This is a genomic window from Streptomyces sp. NPDC047000, from assembly GCF_040644295.1.
GTDB lineage: Bacteria > Actinomycetota > Actinomycetes > Streptomycetales > Streptomycetaceae > Streptomyces.
This window is the reverse complement of the sequence record NZ_JBEYWE010000009.1, coordinates 187,186-202,007: the sequence shown is the minus strand read 5'-3', so window position 1 is coordinate 202,007 and position 14,822 is coordinate 187,186. Positions and strand designations below refer to the sequence as shown.

Genomic DNA, 14,822 nt, shown 5'->3' with positions numbered 1-14,822 from the left:
GTACCGGATGCCCGGCGTGCCGGGCCGGAGCCGGGGTCAGGCGCTCTTGATCGCCGAGATGTCGAAGTTCAGCTTGATCTTGTCCGAGACCAGGAAGCCGCCCGTCTCCAGCGCGGCGTTCCAGGTCAGGCCCCAGTCGGAGCGCACGATCTCCGCCTTGCCCTCGAACCCCACGCGCTCGTTGCCGAAGGGGTCCTTGGCGGCGCCGTTGAACTCGAGGTCGATGGTGAGCGGCTTGGTGACACCGAGGATGGAGAGGTCACCGGTGATGCGGTAGTCGTCGCCGCCGAGGGCCTCGGCCTTGGTGGAGCGGAACGTCATGGCCGGGAACTCGTCGGTCTTGAAGAAGTCCGCCGACTTGAGGTGGCCGTCGCGGTCCGCGTTGCCGGTGTCGATGCTGTCCATCGTGACGTCGATCACGGCCGTCGACGCGGCCGGGTCCGAGCCGTCCAGGTGCAGGGTGCCGGTGAAGTCGCGGAACTGGCCCTTGACGTTGGTGACCATGGCGTGCCGGGCCACGAACCCGATCGTGGTGTGGGCCGGGTCCAGCGTGTACTCGCCGGTCAGCGCGGCCAGGTCGGGGTTCACGGCGGCGGCACCGGTGGTGGCCTGGTCGTCCTTCTTGCTGCCGAAGATGCCCATGGAATGCTCCTGATGCGGGTGTGGAGGTGCGGAAGAGGAAGGGGAGAACGCATTTTGTTGAACCTTCAATGAGCTTCAACGTCTCCGACCGTAGACCTATTCCGTTCAATATTCAACATCATCGGGAAGTGTCTCCTGTGTCACACTCTCCGCGGGCGTGAGCGTAGTGCCGCCGGGGCGGCTCGGCGCGTCGAGCGGGTGGACGGAGAGTGACTCACCCGGGTGGGCTAGGCTCCGGCACGGGATGTGAGCCGGGTCTCAGGTCCGGACTTTGTGCGACCCCTACAACGGGGATGCCCTGTGAACAGTCGGAAAGCCTGTGCCCCGGCAAGGTTCTGTCCGGTGGTACCAGGAAAACGCGTCCGAGACTGTACGAAGTGAACGTCCCGCACACCTGGCGGTGCTTCGTAAGGTCGCTACATGACCGTTTTGGAAGAGACGACGGGTGAGCCGGCCGGCGAGCCGACGGACGCGCGCGGACGGGTCGCCGAGCTGCACGAGATCCGTGCGCAGGCCCTTGCGGGGCCGAGCGAGAAGGCGACCGAGGCGCAGCACGCCAAGGGCAAGCTGACCGCGCGGGAGCGCATCGAGCTGCTCCTGGACCCGGGCTCCTTCCGGGAGGTCGAGCAGTTGCGGCGGCACCGGGCGACCGGGTTCGGCCTGGAGGCCAAGAAGCCGTACACGGACGGTGTGATCACCGGCTGGGGCACGGTGGAGGGCCGTACGGTCTTCGTGTACGCCCACGACTTCCGGATCTTCGGCGGTGCGCTCGGTGAGGCGCACGCGACGAAGATCCACAAGATCATGGACATGGCCATCGCGGCCGGGGCCCCGCTGGTGTCGCTGAACGACGGTGCCGGTGCCCGGATCCAGGAGGGTGTCTCCGCGCTCGCCGGGTACGGCGGCATCTTCCAGCGCAACACCAAGGCGTCCGGCGTCATCCCGCAGATCAGCGTGATGCTCGGCCCGTGCGCGGGCGGCGCGGCGTACTCGCCCGCCCTCACCGACTTCGTCTTCATGGTCCGTGAGACCTCGCAGATGTTCATCACCGGCCCGGACGTCGTCAAGGCGGTCACCGGCGAGGAGATCACGCAGAACGGGCTCGGCGGCGCCGACGTGCACGCCGAGACCTCCGGTGTGTGCCACTTCGCCTACGACGACGAGGAGACCTGCATCGCCGAGGTGCGGTACCTCCTCTCGCTGCTGCCGCAGAACAACCGGGAGAACCCGCCCCGCGCGGAGGCGAGCGACCCGGCCGACCGGCGCGGCGACGTACTGCTCGACCTGGTCCCGGCGGACGGCAACCGGCCGTACGACATGGCCAAGGTCATCGAGGAGATCGTCGACGACGGCGACTACCTGGAGGTCCACGAGCGCTGGGCGCGGAACATCATCTGCGCGCTGGCCCGCCTCGACGGCCAGGTCGTCGGCATCGTCGCCAACCAGCCGCAGAGCCTCGCCGGTGTCCTCGACATCGAGGCGTCGGAGAAGGCCGCGCGGTTCGTCCAGATGTGCGACGCGTTCAACATCCCGATCGTCACCTTCCTGGACGTCCCCGGCTTCCTGCCCGGCGTCGGCCAGGAGCACGGCGGCATCATCCGGCACGGCGCCAAGCTGCTGTACGCGTACTGCAACGCGACCGTGCCGCGGATCTCGCTGATCCTGCGCAAGGCCTACGGCGGTGCCTACATCGTCATGGACAGCCAGTCCATCGGAGCCGACCTGACGTACGCCTGGCCGACGAACGAGATCGCCGTCATGGGTGCCGAGGGCGCCGCGAACGTCATCTTCCGGCGGCAGATCGCCGCGGCCGAGGACCCCGAGGCGATGCGGGCGCGCATGGTCAAGGAGTACAAGGCCGAGCTGATGCACCCGTACTACGCCGCCGAGCGCGGCCTCGTCGACGACGTCATCGATCCCGCCGAGACCCGCGAGATCCTCATCAGGTCCCTGGCGATGCTGCAGAGCAAGCACGCCGACCTGCCCTCCCGCAAGCACGGCAACCCGCCTCAGTGACCCACCGCAGCGACCCTGCGCGGTAACCCTCCGGTTGTGCCGCCGAAACTTCCCTCACGGAGACTGAGATCTATGAACACGTCTGACATTCGCGTCGAGAAGGGCCATGCGGACCCCGAGGAGGTCGCCGCGATCACCGCGGTGCTGCTGGCGCGGGCGGCCCGTTCCGGCGCCGGTGCCGAGTCCGGCGGCGCGGGGCATCACGGGCGACGCCCGAAGGCCGGCTGGCGCCGCCTGGAGCGTGAGGGCGGCTTCCGGTCGCCGCACAGCTGGCGCGGCTAGGCACCTCCCCCCACGAACCGTTGAAGGGCCCCCTCTCGACACGAGAGGGGGCCCTTCAACGTATACGGTCCCCGCACCCCGAGGGGCGCGGGGAAGTGCGCGACCCGCCGCGACGCACCCGCAGCCGGCGTCCCGCCCCGGGCAGCCGCCGCGGGCTACCGCAGGCGGGCCATCAGCGCGTGCTCCACCAGGGTGATCAGGGCCGACTTGGCGTCAGCCCGGTGGCGGGCGTCGGTGGTGATGATCGGGGCGTCCGGGCCGATCTGCAGGGCCTCGCGGACCTCCTCCGGCTGGTACGGCTGGTTGCCGTCGAAGCCGTTGAGGGCGATGACGAACGGCAGGCCGCTGTTCTCGAAGTAGTCGACCGCCGGGAAGCAGTCGGCCAGGCGCCGGGTGTCCACGAGGACGATCGCGCCGATCGCGCCGCGCACCAGGTCGTCCCACATGAACCAGAAACGGTCCTGACCGGGCGTGCCGAACAGGTACAGGATCAGGTCCTGGTCCAGGGTGATACGGCCGAAGTCCATGGCCACCGTGGTGGTGGTCTTGTCCCCGGTGTGGGTGAGGTCGTCGATGCCGGCCGACGCGGACGTCATCACGGCCTCGGTGCGCAGCGGGTTGATCTCCGAGACGGCGCCGACGAACGTGGTCTTGCCCACGCCGAAGCCGCCCGCCACCACGATTTTCGCGGAGGTGGTGGAGCGGGAAGGACCGCCGCTAGAGCTTGCGAAGTCCACTGAGCACCCTTTCGAGCAGTGTCACGGCTGGCTGGCCGCCGGCGTTCTCGTCGCCGCCGGGCTGATGGATGGCGACCAGGCCCGCCTCCGCCAGGTCGGCGACGAGGATCCTGGCGACGCCGAGGGGGATGGTCAGCAGTGCCGAGATCTCGGCCACCGACTTGATCTCCCGGCACAGGTTGCAGATCCGCTGATGCTCGGGCAACTGGCCCTGCATCTGGTGCGGCTGCGCGGTGGTGTGCACCAGCGCCTCGATGGCGAGCTGGTACCTGGGGCGGGTCCGGCCGCCGGTCATGGCGTACGGACGCACCAGGGGGTTGTTCGCGGAACCGGCGGGAGCCGGCTCGGGGCCGCGGCGCTGCGGCTGCACCGGCTGGATGCGCGGTGCGGACGGCTGGTCGTACGGCTGGTCGTACGGCGAGGGGCCTGGGCCCTGCGACGGGTACGGCTGCCGGTGGCGTGGTGCGGAGGGGAAGCCGTAGCGGTTCTCGGAACCGTCGCCGTGCCCCTGGGCGGGGCCGTAGGACCAGTTTCCTGAAGATGAACCGTTTGGGGGTGTCGCCACTTTCTCTCCTCCTCCGACTGTGCCTGGCGCCCGTACTCGTGGAAGCCGCGTCCCGAAACCTTACGGCCACGGGACGCCAAAACGCACCGTCTGTCTGTTAGTTGAGAAGGCTTCCCTGGAGCTCCGCACGGAGATCCGGCGTGAGGACCGTACCGGCACGGTCCACGAGAAGGGCCATCTCGTACCCGACGAGACCGATGTCGGCCTCCGGGTGGGCCAGGACCGCGAGCGAGGAACCGTCGGAGATGGACATGATGAACAGGAAGCCCCGCTCCATCTCCACCACCGTCTGGTTCACGCTGCCGCCCTCGAAGATCCGGGAGGCGCCTGCCGTCAGCGACGTCAGGCCGGAGGCGACGGCCGCCAGCTGGTCGGCCCGGTCGCGCGGGAACCCCTCGGACATCGCCAGAAGGAGTCCGTCGGCGGAGACCACCACCGTGTGGGACACCCCCGGGGTGTTGTCCACGAAGTTGGTGATCAACCAGTTCAGGTTCTGTGCCGCCTGGCTCATCGGGCTCACACTAACGCTCCTGGTTGTAGGTGCTGTCAGGACCGTAGCCCTGGCCGTTCGTTTCACTGCCGCCTGCGCTGCGTCCGCGCTGGACGCCTCGGCGCAGGTTGCTCAGTCGGCCCCGGACGTCCTCCGGGGCGCGGGAGACCTGTGGGCCTCCCTGGGGAGTGGTCTCGGCGGCGCCCTCGACCAGGTTGGCCTTGGGTACCCGCCGGGGCAGGCCGGAGGAGGTGACCCCGCCCGCCTTCGGCTTCCGCAGCGCCGACGCCTGCTGCCAGCGCTGGTCGTTGGCCGACTGCCAGCTGGTGTCGCCGCTGCCCTGCGGAGCGGCGGCCGGTGGCTCCGGGGCCGCCTGCGGAGCGGCGCCGTTCGTCCCGCCCGCCGTGGCGGAGCGGCGGGGCAGTCCGGCGCCGGTCAGCCGGTGACCGGTGGAGGTCGCGGCCGGTCCGGGACGGTCGAAGCCTACGTGGCCCGGCTCGGTCGCATCGGCGGCCTGCGCCGATTCCGCTTCCGGTACAGGGTAACCGGCGTCGTAGCCGCTCTGCTGGGGCCAGTCGTCCTGATAGGGCGCCTCGCCATAGGCCGGGAAGCCCTCACCGGAGGCATCCTGGCCGGCCGGGTCGCCGTCCTGCGGCGTCTCCGCGTACCCGGAGGCCGGGTAGCCGGCGTCCGGTGCGAAGGGACCGGGCTGCGGCAGCTGCCCGTTCGCCGCGTAGTACGGCTCCCCGTACGGCGGAAGCGTCCGCTCGCCGTACGGCGACTGCTGCGCCTCCTCGTACGGCGCCTGCGGCTGCTCCTCGTACCCGGTGTGCCCGTCGAAGGCGGCGGGCTGCTCGGGGAAGGCCTCCTGGGCGTCGTAGCCGCCCTGGCCGTCCTCGTACGTCTGCGGTGCGTCGTACGCCTGCGGCGTCTCGAACGGCTGCGGCGCGTCGAAGGCATCGGGGTACGCGGGGGCCTGTTCGGCGGCCTCCTGCGGGCCCTGGGGGGCCTCCGGGTCGTGCGTCTGGGCCTCCAGGGCCGCCCGGCGCTCCTCGCGCATCCGGGAGCGGCCCACCGGGTCCAGGTCACGGAGGTCGTCGGGGACCTCCGTGTAACGGCTGTCGTCGAAGCCGAGTTCGGCCGCGGTCCGCATCGGCGGAAGCTGCTGGCTGAAGTCCTCGCCCTGGAAGTCCTGCTCCGGGATGATCTGCGAGACGGTGAACTCGTCGCGGGCCAGGACCGGTTCGCCGCCACCGCCGTGGGTGATGGCGTCCGGGAGCATGACCAGTGAGGTGGTGCCCGCCAGCTCGCCGGAGGGACGCAGCTGGACGCGGATGCCGTGCCGGTCGGACAGCCGGCCGACCACGAACAGGCCCATGCGCTGCGAGATCGCGGCGTCCACGGTGGGCGGGTTGGCCAGCTTGTGGTTGATGTCCGCGAAGTCCTCGGCGGTCAGACCGATGCCCTTGTCATGGATCTCGATCATGATGCGGCCGTCGGGCAGCCGGGTGGCGGTCACGCGGACCTTGGTCTGCGGGCTGGAGAACGTGGTGGCGTTCTCCAGCAGCTCCGCGAGCAGATGCACGAGGTCGGTGACGGCGCGGCCGTGGATCTCGGCCTCCGGGACACCGGACAGCTCGATGCGCTCGTACTGCTCCACCTCGGAGGAGGCGGCGCGCAGCACGTCGACCAGCGGGACCGGCTGGTCCCAGCGGCGGCCGGGCTCCTCGCCGGCGAGGACCAGGAGGTTCTCGCCGTTGCGGCGCATACGGGTCGCGAGGTGGTCCAGCTTGAAGAGGTTCTCCAGCTGGTCCGGCTCGGCCTCGTGGTTCTCCAGGTCGGTGATCAGGGTCAGCTGACCCTCGATCAGGGACTGGTTGCGGCGCGAGAGGTTGGTGAAGATCGCGTTGATGTTGCCCCGCAGCAGGGCCTGCTCGGCGGCGAGCCGGACGGCCTCGCGGTGCACCTGGTCGAAGGCGCGGGCGACCTCGCCGATCTCGTCGGTGGAGGCGATCGGGATGGGGGCCACCCGGGTGTCGACCCGGCCGGGGTCGGTGCGGGAGAGCTGGTCGACCAGCATCGGCAGCCGCTGCTCGGCGATGCCGAAGGCGGCGTTGCGCAGCTGGCGCATCGAGCGGCTCATCTGCCGGGCGACCGCACCGGCCAGGATGAACGCGAGGAGCAGGGCGACGACCACGGCGGCGCCGGTGATGTAGGCGTCCTGCTTCGCGTTGTCGGCGATGTCCGACGCCTCGGTCACCGCCGCGTCGGTCATGTCCGACTGGATCTGGCGGTAGGCGTCGAACTTCAGGGTGTTGACCGCCCACCAGTTCTCGGCGGTGATGCCCTGCTGGGCCAGCGCGGCGCGGGCGGCCGGGTCGGTGGACTGCAGCTGGGCCAGCGCGGCGACCGTCTTCGCGGGGTCGGACGGCGGGGCCACGTAGTCCGGGTTCTTCTCCTTGGCGCCCTCGGCCAGCGCGGCGCCGTCGGACTTGATCTTCTTCTGCGCGGCCTGGAGGGTGGCGATGTCCTGGTCGGTGCTGCCGCTCTCGAACTCCTGGACGGCGATGCCCTCCAGATAGGCGTACGAGGTCAGCGCGACCCGCTGCTGGGTGAGGCTGGTGGTGCTGGTGCCCGGCTTGATCAGCAGGTGCATGCCGATCGAGCGTTCCAGGGAGAGCGCGCCCTGCGCGAGGGCGATGGCGTAGACGGTACGGCCGTAGCTGGTGATGTTGCCGGTGCCCAGGCCCAGCTCGTTGGCGAACTCGAGCAGCCGGTGCTCGACGTCGACGTAGCTCTCCTCGGTCTGCACGCCGGTCCGCTTGCTGGTGTAGGCGGCGGTGCGGACCTGCTGGAGCTCGGGCTCCACGGCCCGGAAGCGGTCCAGCCGGCGCTTGAGGTTCTCCCGGTCGGGCATGCTCTGCGCGGCCTGGTCGAAGGCGTCGGCCGCCTGGTCGGTGGCCTTGCGGGCCTTGACGACCGTCGGGTCGTTCTGGCCCTTGCCCTGGAGCAGCGGCGCGGCCGTCACATCACGTTCGACGAGCAGCGCGTTGCTGTAGGTCATCGCGGCCCGGACCAGCCGGGCGGTGCTCTCGGCGTCCTTGGCGTCCTGCCAGGTACCGATCGAGCCCTTGACCTGGAAGCCGCCCATCACGAGGCCGACCAGCACAGGTATGAGCAGGATCGCGTTCAGCTTGGCGGGCACACGCCAGTTGCGCGGGGAGAGACGGCCGCCGCTCGGCGCGGGAGCGGCCGTCGGCTCCGAACCTGGCACTGGGGCGGGCGCCGCTCCGCGCGGCGGCGGGGTGAAGTTGCCCCGCGCCGATGGCTCGGGACCGTTCTTGCTTCGCCTCACTCGACCAACAACCTCTCGGCGGTTCGGCACCTTCTTCGTGCCGCATTCTCTCAGAGCCAGCTGCGCCACCGACCACTACGGGGTGTGTCAGTGAGCACTGGGGAGTACGTCTTTGACCAAAGGGCAGTTCAGGCATTCCAGCATGGGGGGCAGCGCACTTCCAAACACCGGGAAGGGCCGGAACGCGCCCCCGTGAGCCCCGGGGAAAAGCGGCCAAAAAGAACAAGCCCCGCCAAAAGGCGGGGCCGTTGTGGACGCAGAGACACCGGATGACCGCGACGCGTGGTCGCGGCACTCGATTCTTCTGCCGAAACGTTATGAACAGCGGGGCCGGCCGTGTCAAAGTCCACAGCCGGCCCGCCGGTGCCTACCGCAGCTGCCGTACGGCAACTGCGTACCGCTGTGCCGCCGCGCTCTCCGCGACTACCGCAGGCGGGCCATCAGGGCGTGCTCGACCAGGGTGATGAGCGCGCTCTTGGCGTCCGCGCGGTGGCGGGCGTCGGTGGTGATGATCGGGGTGTCGGGCCCGATCTGCAGCGCCTCCCGCACCTCGTCCGGGGTGTACGGCTGGTTGCCGTCGAAGCCGTTGAGGGCGATGACGAACGGCAGGCCGCTGTTCTCGAAGTAGTCGACCGCCGGGAAGCAGTCGGCCAGGCGCCGGGTGTCCACGAGCACCACCGCGCCGATCGCGCCGCGCACCAGGTCGTCCCACATGAACCAGAAACGGTCCTGGCCGGGCGTGCCGAACAGGTACAGGATCAGGTCCTGGTCCAGCGTGATACGGCCGAAGTCCATGGCCACCGTGGTGGTGGTCTTGTCCCCGGTGTGGGTGAGGTCGTCGATGCCCGCGGACGCGGACGTCATCACGGCCTCCGTGCGCAGCGGGTTGATCTCGGAGACGGCGCCGACGAATGTCGTCTTGCCGACACCGAAGCCGCCCGCCACCACGATCTTCGCGGAGGTGGTGGCCCGACCTCCGTCAGAGCTTGCGAAGTCCACTGAGCACCCTTTCGAGCAGCGTCACGTCCGGAGCGCCGCCGTTGTTCTCGTCGCCACCCGGCTGGTGGATTGCCACCAGTCCGGCCTCGGCGAGGTCTGCCACGAGGATCCGAGCCACGCCGAGCGGCATGGTCAGGAGAGCCGAGACCTCTGCAACCGACTTCACCTCACGGCACAGATGGCAGATGCGCTGGTGCTCCGGGAGCAGTCCCATGAGCGCTGCCGGGTCGGCCGTCGTGCTGATCAGCGCCTCGATGGCGAGCTGATAGCGCGGCCGGGTCCGGCCACCGGTCATCGCGTACGGACGTACCAGCGGCTGGTCGCCCTCGTCTCCGTACGGCTCGGCGTACGGATCATGATGGGCGGTGGGCGGGGTCATGGATCCTCCGGGCGGGACAGCTGTGCTCGGTCAGTCGTGCCGTCCGTCGGGCCGGTGGGGGGAATGTGTCGGCCGGACGGTGATTTCGTGAGGTGGGTGGTGCGGAGGCCGATCAGTGAAGCAGACTTCCCTGTAGTTCGGCACGCAGATCCGGAGTAAGGACCGCACCCGCTCGGTCGACGAGGAGCGCCATCTCGTAGCCGACGAGGCCGATGTCGCACTCCGGGTGGGCGAGGACGGCGAGGGACGAGCCGTCCGAGACGGACATGAGGAACAGGAAGCCCCGTTCCATCTCGACGACCGTCTGGGCCACACTGCCGCCCTCGAAGATCCGGGACGCCCCGGCGGTCAGCGAGGTGAGCCCGGACGCGACGGCCGCGAGCTGATCGGCGCGGTCACGGGGAAAGCCTTCCGACATCGCCAGAAGGAGACCGTCGGCGGACACTACGACGGTGTGGGACACCCCGGGGGTGTTGTCCACGAAGTTGGTGATCAACCAGTTGAGGTTCTGTGCCGCCTGGCTCATCTGGCTCAACTAACGCTCCTGCTGGTGAGTGGGGTTCGGGAAGCTGCCCGTCTGGCCGGTGTTGACCTGACGGCCCTGCGCGATACCCCGACGGAGATTGGTCAGCCGGCCGCGTACGTCGTCAGGCGCACGCGAGACCTGCGGACCGGTGTGGTGCTGTTGCTGCTGAGCCGTGCCCGGGACGAGGTTCGCCCGGGGCACCCGGCGCGGCAGGCCGGAGGTGGTGACACCGCCCGCCGCCGGCTTCCTGACACGCTCCGCCTGCTTGACGAGTTCGTCGTTGGGCGAGGTGCGCCAGGTCGCGGTGGCGGGACGCTGGGGGGGAGCGGCGGGCGCCGGAGGAGCCGCCGGGGCCGCCGGAGCGGCGGCGGGAGCCGCCTGGGCCATCGGCTGAGGGGCCGGAGCGGAGCCGTTGCTCTGCGGCTGCGGCTGGCCCTGGCCGCCGCGGAACCAGTTGGTCTCCAGCGTGTCGAACAGCGGGGTGCGTCCGTCGCCGGGGCCCGTCGCGGGCGGCAGTGCCTCGGGCTCCTGGCGGCCTGCGGGGCGCTGCGGTGCCTGCGGCCGCTGGCCGCCGTAGTCGTTGCCGTTGACCTGCTGGTACGGGAACTGGCCGGTGCCGGCCGGGTCGCCGAGGGCGTCCTGGCGGCCGGGCAGGGCGTGCTGGCCCGTGGAGCCGTTGTAGCCCTGCGCGGGGAACTGGCCGGTGGAACCCGGGTCGTACGCCTGCGGGACGGGGAACTGGCCGGTGTGCGGCGTGTTGTTCTGGCCGCCGGACGTGCCGAACACGTCGGAACGGACGTACTGGCCGTTGTCCTGGCTGCCGTTGACCGCGGGCATCGGGAACTGGCCGGTGTCCTGCGGGGCTCCGGCTCCCGGACGCGGGGCGTCGTAGCCGGGCCGCGGGAACTGGCCGGTGTCGGCGGGCGTGTTGGGCCGCTGGAACTGGCCGGTGTCGGCGGGCGTGCCGGTCATCGGGAACTGGCCGGTGTCGAACTGGCCGGTGTCCGACGGTCCGCCGGGCCGCGGGGCGTTGTAGTCCTGGCGCGGGAACTCGGAGGTGGAGGCCGGCCAGTCGTCGATCCGGGGGATCTCCGAGGTCGAGCCGGGACCCTGCCGGTCGTCGACTCGGGGCATCTGCGAGGTCTGGGAGACCTCGCGCTCGTCGTGGCCGCGCGGGGCGTCCAGCGGCGTACGGCCCATGTCCTGCTGGGAGTTGTCGTTGCCCCAGGTCACCCGCGGCTGGGCGTCGCCGCCCGGCAGCTCGGGCCGCGGCCGGTCGCCGCGTGCCGGGAGCTGCGGCTGACGGCCCTGTTCGGGGCCGCGCTGCGGGGGAACGGGACCGCGCGGGGCGGGGTTGCCGAACGCGTCGCGGGTGCCGAAGGCGCCCTGCGGACCGAACGGGTCCTGCGGCTGCGCGGTGCCGCCGAACGGGTCCTGACCGCCGAACGGGTCCTGACCGCCGGCGAAGTTGTCCGGCGCACCGGTCGCCTGCATGCCCTGCGGGGCACCGGGTCCCTGGCCGAAGCCGCCCGCGCCCGCACCGGCCGGAGCCGGGCGGCCGCCCTGCTGGGGCGCACCGCCGGGACGCTGACCGTTGGGGCCGCCGGGGGCGCCGGGGCCGCCCGGACGTCCGCCCGCGCCGGGCAGCGCGGCACGCGGACCCTGGGCGCCGACCTGGCCGCGTGCGGCGGCGGCACCGAGCCGTGCCGCGTTCGCGGCACCGCCGGAACCGAGGGCACCGCTCTGGGCGTTGCGCCGTGCGGCGGCGGCACCGGCCGCGGCCGCCGCGGCGGCGGGGCCGCCGGTCGGACCGCCCGGACCGGGCTTGCCGGGAGCGGGCTTCTTGCCGCCCTGGGCGACATCGACGGGCAGCATGACCAGCGCGGTCGTGCCACCGGAGTCGGACGGGCGCAGCTGGATGCGGATGCCGTGCCGCTGCGACAGACGGCCGACCACGAAGAGGCCCATGCGGCGGGAGACGGAGACGTCCACGGTGGGCGGCGAGGCGAGCCGCTCGTTGATCGCCGCGAGGTCCTCGGGGGACAGACCGATACCGGTGTCGTGGATCTCGATCAGCACGCGGCCGTCGGGCAGCGCGTGACCGGTGACCTTGACCTTGGTCTGCGGCGAGGAGAACGAGGTGGCGTTCTCGAGCAGCTCGGCGAGCAGGTGCACGAGGTCGTTGACGACGCGTCCGGCGACCTCGGTGGTCGGCACGGAGGCGAGTTCGATGCGCTCGTACTGCTCCACCTCGGACGCGGCGGCGCGGAGCACGTCGACCAGCGGGACCGGGCGGGTCCAGCGTCGGCCGGGCTCCTCACCCGCGAGGACGAGGAGGTTCTCACCGTTACGGCGCATACGGGTCGCGAGGTGGTCGAGCTTGAACAGCGAGGACAGCTGGTCGGGGTCGGCCTCGCGGGACTCGAGCTCGGAGATCAGGGACAGCTGACGCTGGATGAGGCCCTGGGACCGGCGCGAGAGGTTGGTGAACATCGCGTTGACGTTGCCCCGCAGCAGGGCCTGCTCGGCGGCGAGGCGGACCGCCTCGCGGTGCACGTCGTCGAAGGCCGCGGCCACCTGGCCGATCTCGTCACGCGAGTGCACACCGACCGACTCCACGGACGTGTCGACGTCCTGCGGGTCGGACTCGGACAGCTGCTTGACCAGCTCGGGCAGCCGGTCCTGGGCGACCTTGGTGGCCGTCTCCTGCAGCCGGCGCAGCGAGCGGATCATGCCCCGGGCCACCACGAAGGCGCCGACCAGGGAGATACCGAGCACCAGGAGGATCAGGACACCGGAGATGATCGCTTCCTGCTCGGAGGCGCTGCGCAGCTCACGGGCCTTCTGCTCCATGTTCTGGAGCAGGGTGAGCTCGAGCTTCTTCATCTCGTCGATCTTGGTGGAGCTGTCGTCCACCCAGTCGAGGTAGGAGCGCTTGTCGAGGGTCTTCAGACCGCCCTTGGAGTCGAGGGCGCGCTTGGCGTAGGTGTCCGCGGCCTCGATGGTCGCGTTGCCGTCCTCGATCGGGGCGATGAGCTCCTCGGCACCGGCGGCGCCGTAGATGTTGCGGAAGATGTTGATCTCGGACTTCTCGCTCTCGTAGGCCGAGTCGCCGTAGAGGCGGTCGTTCTCCGAGAGGTTGCCGTAGGTGGTCTTCTGGCTCGGCAGGGCCGCCGCGATCACGGCGCGCTGCACCGAGGCGTACTCCTTGGCCGTCGAGAAGGCCGCCAGCGCGCGGGTGCGCTGGATCATCTCCGGGTTGCTGGTCGCCTCGGCCATGTCCTGGGAGAGGTCGACGAGCTGCGTGATCAGACGGTGGTACGACTCCACGGTCTGGGTGGAGTTGTCCGACTGCTCGTACGCGGTGTTGCGGATCCTGGCGAGGTTGTCGAGGTCACCGACCAGGCCGACGAGGGTGTCACGGACACCCTGGAGGTTGCCGTCCTTGCTGGAGGCGTCGATCTCCTCGGCCGCGTTGATGAAGTTTTCCTTGGCCCGGTCCGTCTTGTCCCGGACGCCCTTGACCGTGAAGTCGGTCTTGGCGTTGGCGCCGTGGGCCAGCGGACCGGCGGACTCGTCGCGCTCCTCCTGGAGCGCGGTGGCCAGGGCCGTGGCCTGCCTGGTCATGTCCGTCAGCAGCTTGATGTTGTCGAGCTGCTGGATGTTGTCCATGGAGTCGCTGATGCGCAGGGCGCCCAGCGAGGTGGCCGCGACCACGGGGAGGGCGAGCAGCGACACCAGGCGGGTGGAGATGCGCCAGTTGCGCAGTGCTATTCGCGGACCCGGCCCCTCGGGGGCCTTGGGCGGCTTGGTCGGTGGTGGGGGTGTGGGAGAACCCGCGGACGCCGGAGCGCCACCCGGACGGCCCGCGCCGTCACCGGACGGTGCCGGGCCCTGGTTCTGGGCGTGCTGGGGCGAGGAACCGCGGTCGGTCCCGCCGTGCGGCTCCGGCTCCGCCGAAGCGCTGCCATCCCTCTTGAAACGTCCCTGCACTAGCGTCGCAACCTCTGGACCAGGCGCCCCTCCGGATGAACGGAAGGACACGGTGTCGGCGTTGTGGGGAGCGTTTGTGGAGACGCCCCCCGGGTGGTCGTGAGTGACCGGCGCTGGTTCCCCCTGTCTCGCCGCCACTCGGCGCTGCGTTGCGCCCCCTGCGCGCCGGCTCGATCCTGCAGCGGTCCGCCTGATTCCAGCACAGTGCCGGATCTCCAACAAGGGCCATCGGCCCACCTGTGACCTGCGTTACCCAGTGTGAGCGGGTGATCACGAACCGTGGAAAATGATCGCGGATAAATAGGGCGTAAAGCCGCGACTCCGCAGCTCGTTACACGTGTCCCAGACGCCATGATCAGGAGCGGAATAGTCGCTTCAGGTGGCCGATGTCCATTTTGTCGTGGTGTGAAGCAGGTCGGACTTGACCGGTTTGAGCCTCCCTCAGTGAGCAAACTCACACGGTAATCACGGGGTCTTCACGGCTTCGACGGGGAATTGCATGTTTAGCCTGACGCTTTACAAGATGGGCGAACCTGCCAACTCACGACAACCCGGGGTCGAGTACACCGTGAAGACCACTTACCTGCTCCACAAGACCGCCAACCCGCGCCGCACGACGCTGGCGCACCTAGACGGCACCGACGCCCTGCGCATCCACGAGCGTCCGGAGCACTCCGCCGAGCTGCCCGCCCAGACGGCCAACCCCCGCCGCACCGTCCTCGAGGACGTACCGGTGGCAGCCGCGGCCGCGCCGGCGTCCGCGGAATAGCCGGAGCGGGTCCGCGGGCCGGGCTCCGGCCGGCCCCGCCGCACGCATGAAGGGCGTCCCCCTCACCGG

12 protein-coding genes are annotated in these 14,822 nt (G+C 70.5%); 3 read left to right on the top strand and 9 right to left on the bottom strand.

The annotated features are described in order from the left end of the window. Positions 1-36: 36 nt before the first annotated feature. Positions 37-642, bottom strand: a complete 606-nt coding sequence (locus ABZ862_RS17350) for a YceI family protein (protein ID WP_360958628.1) — start codon at positions 640-642, stop codon at positions 37-39. Between the two features lie 420 nt (positions 643-1,062). Here ABZ862_RS17350 and ABZ862_RS17345 point away from each other — a divergent pair, with 420 nt between their 5' ends. Further along, on the top strand, positions 1,063-2,658 hold the full coding sequence (locus ABZ862_RS17345; protein WP_360958625.1) for an acyl-CoA carboxylase subunit beta: 1,596 nt from the start codon (positions 1,063-1,065) through the stop codon (positions 2,656-2,658). Between the two features lie 72 nt (positions 2,659-2,730). After that, entirely contained in the window at positions 2,731-2,940 is a 210-nt protein-coding gene (locus ABZ862_RS17340; protein ID WP_360958622.1) for an acyl-CoA carboxylase subunit epsilon, read from the top strand. A gap of 155 nt (positions 2,941-3,095) precedes the next feature. Here the strand turns inward: ABZ862_RS17340 and ABZ862_RS17335 are convergent, their stop codons facing one another. The 8 genes from ABZ862_RS17335 to ABZ862_RS17300 form a co-directional block, all read right to left on the bottom strand. Further along, complete coding sequence (locus ABZ862_RS17335) at positions 3,096-3,677, bottom strand: ATP/GTP-binding protein (RefSeq protein WP_356469703.1); 582 nt, start codon at positions 3,675-3,677, stop codon at positions 3,096-3,098. After that, on the bottom strand, positions 3,658-4,242 hold the full coding sequence (locus tag ABZ862_RS17330) for a DUF742 domain-containing protein (protein WP_360958618.1): 585 nt from the start codon (positions 4,240-4,242) through the stop codon (positions 3,658-3,660). Before ABZ862_RS17330 ends, ABZ862_RS17335 begins: the two co-directional genes overlap by 20 nt. A gap of 97 nt (positions 4,243-4,339) precedes the next feature. Beyond that, on the bottom strand, positions 4,340-4,753 hold the full coding sequence (locus ABZ862_RS17325; protein WP_033321188.1) for a roadblock/LC7 domain-containing protein: 414 nt from the start codon (positions 4,751-4,753) through the stop codon (positions 4,340-4,342). A gap of 10 nt (positions 4,754-4,763) precedes the next feature. Beyond that, entirely contained in the window at positions 4,764-8,087 is a 3,324-nt protein-coding gene (locus ABZ862_RS17320) for a nitrate- and nitrite sensing domain-containing protein (RefSeq protein ID WP_360958615.1), read from the bottom strand. A 423-nt stretch (positions 8,088-8,510) separates the two neighbouring features. Next, complete coding sequence (locus ABZ862_RS17315; RefSeq protein ID WP_360958612.1) at positions 8,511-9,086, bottom strand: ATP/GTP-binding protein; 576 nt, start codon at positions 9,084-9,086, stop codon at positions 8,511-8,513. Continuing rightward, positions 9,067-9,465 (bottom strand): DUF742 domain-containing protein, encoded by a 399-nt coding sequence (locus ABZ862_RS17310; protein WP_030168425.1) that lies wholly within the window; start codon positions 9,463-9,465, stop codon positions 9,067-9,069. Before ABZ862_RS17310 ends, ABZ862_RS17315 begins: the two co-directional genes overlap by 20 nt. A 112-nt stretch (positions 9,466-9,577) precedes the next feature. Further along, on the bottom strand, positions 9,578-9,991 hold the full coding sequence (locus ABZ862_RS17305) for a roadblock/LC7 domain-containing protein (RefSeq protein WP_003993189.1): 414 nt from the start codon (positions 9,989-9,991) through the stop codon (positions 9,578-9,580). A gap of 9 nt (positions 9,992-10,000) precedes the next feature. Next, positions 10,001-13,984 (bottom strand): nitrate- and nitrite sensing domain-containing protein, encoded by a 3,984-nt coding sequence (locus ABZ862_RS17300; RefSeq protein WP_360958608.1) that lies wholly within the window; start codon positions 13,982-13,984, stop codon positions 10,001-10,003. 568 nt (positions 13,985-14,552) lie between these two features. On the opposite strand from ABZ862_RS17300, the gene ABZ862_RS17295 reads away from it, so the two are divergent. After that, positions 14,553-14,753, top strand: a complete 201-nt coding sequence (locus tag ABZ862_RS17295) for a hypothetical protein (RefSeq protein WP_360958810.1) — start codon at positions 14,553-14,555, stop codon at positions 14,751-14,753. Positions 14,754-14,822: the final 69 nt, after the last annotated feature.

Bases quoted from the DNA above. Each gene is read 5' to 3' on its own strand.
- ABZ862_RS17345 (WP_360958625.1), top strand. From the start codon at position 1,063: ATGACCGTTTTGGAAGAGACGACGGGTGAGCCGGCCGGCGAGCCGACG.
- ABZ862_RS17350 (WP_360958628.1), bottom strand. From the start codon at position 642: ATGGGCATCTTCGGCAGCAAGAAGGACGACCAGGCCACCACCGGTGCC.
- ABZ862_RS17325 (WP_033321188.1), bottom strand. From the start codon at position 4,753: ATGAGCCAGGCGGCACAGAACCTGAACTGGTTGATCACCAACTTCGTG.
- ABZ862_RS17305 (WP_003993189.1), bottom strand. From the start codon at position 9,991: ATGAGCCAGGCGGCACAGAACCTCAACTGGTTGATCACCAACTTCGTG.
- ABZ862_RS17340 (WP_360958622.1), top strand. From the start codon at position 2,731: ATGAACACGTCTGACATTCGCGTCGAGAAGGGCCATGCGGACCCCGAG.
- ABZ862_RS17310 (WP_030168425.1), bottom strand. From the start codon at position 9,465: ATGACCCCGCCCACCGCCCATCATGATCCGTACGCCGAGCCGTACGGA.